Source organism: Stenotrophomonas sp. YIM B06876 (assembly GCF_030711595.1).
GTDB lineage: Bacteria > Pseudomonadota > Gammaproteobacteria > Xanthomonadales > Xanthomonadaceae > Stenotrophomonas.
On sequence record NZ_JAUJUJ010000232.1, the window covers coordinates 1 to 1,256 of the forward strand.

2 pseudogenes are annotated in these 1,256 nt (G+C 65.0%); both read right to left on the bottom strand.

From position 1 onward, the window contains the following. Positions 1 to 76 precede the first annotated feature (76 nt). Positions 77 to 367, bottom strand: a pseudogene (locus QZH66_RS16340) (PhoH family protein); the annotation flags it as partial. 2 nt (positions 368 to 369) lie between these two features. Then, a pseudogene (locus tag QZH66_RS16345) lies at positions 370 to 1,256 on the bottom strand (PhoH family protein); the annotation flags it as partial.

Below are 1,256 nucleotides of genomic sequence, written 5' to 3' on the forward strand. Positions count from 1 at the left end.
CGATAGATATCAAAAAAAGAGCTGCCAGCGCATGTCAGCCATGCGCTGGCAGCTCTTTTGATGGGTGGTGGTGCTGTTACAGCACTTCGCTCGCGAAATCCGCCAGGCGCGAGCGCTCGCCGCGCGCCAGCGTGATATGGCCGCTGTGCGGCCAGCCCTTGAAGCGGTCCACCGCGAAGGTCAGGCCCGACGAGCCCTCGGTCAGGTAGGGCGTGTCGATCTGCGCCAGGTTGCCCATGCAGATGATCTTGGTGCCCGGGCCGGCGCGCGTGATCAAGGTCTTCATCTGCTTGGGCGTCAGGTTCTGCGCCTCGTCGATGATCACGTACTTGTTCAGGAAGGTGCGCCCGCGCATGAAGTTCATGCTCNGGCGTGTCGATCTGCGCCAGGTTGCCCATGCAGATGATCTTGGTGCCCGGGCCGGCGCGCGTGATCAAGGTCTTCATCTGCTTGGGCGTCAGGTTCTGCGCCTCGTCGATGATCACGTACTTGTTCAGGAAGGTGCGCCCGCGCATGAAGTTCATGCTCTTGATCTTGATGCGGCTGCGAATTAGCTCGTTGGTCGCCGCGCGCCCCCATTCGCCGGCGTTGCCGCCGTCGCCCTTGGCCAAAAATTCGAGGTTGTCGTCGAGCGCGCCCATCCACGGGCCCATCTTCTCTTCCTCGGTGCCGGGCAGGAAGCCGATGTCCTCGCCCACGCTCACCGTGGCGCGGGTCATGATGATCTCGGTGTAGCGGCGCTCGTCGAGCACCTGCGTCAGGCCCGTGGCCAGCGCCATCAGCGTCTTGCCGGTGCCGGCCGTGCCGGTGAGGGTGACGAAGTCGACCTCCGGGTCCATCAGCAGGTTGACGGCGAAGTTCTGCTCGCGGTTGCGCGTGGTCACGCCCCAGACGGCGTTCTTGGCGTGGCCGTAGTCCTTGAGCGTCTTGAGCACGGCGGTCTTGTCGCGGATCTCGCTGACGCGGGCGTACAGGCTGGGCTCGCCGGGCGCCTCGAAGTAGACGAACTGGTTGATCATCAGCTGCGGCACGATGGGGCCGCTGATGCGGTAGTAGGTGTGCGCGCCGCTCTGCCAGCTCTCCACGGCCTGGCCGTTGCGGTTCCAGAAGTCGGCCGGCAGCGCCAGCACGCCCGAATACAGCAGGTCGTCGTCGTCGAGCGCCTTGTCGTTCTGGTAGTCCTCGGCCGGCAGGCCCAGGGCGCGCGCCTTGACGCGCATGTTGATGTCCTTGGACACCAGCACCACCTCGCGCGG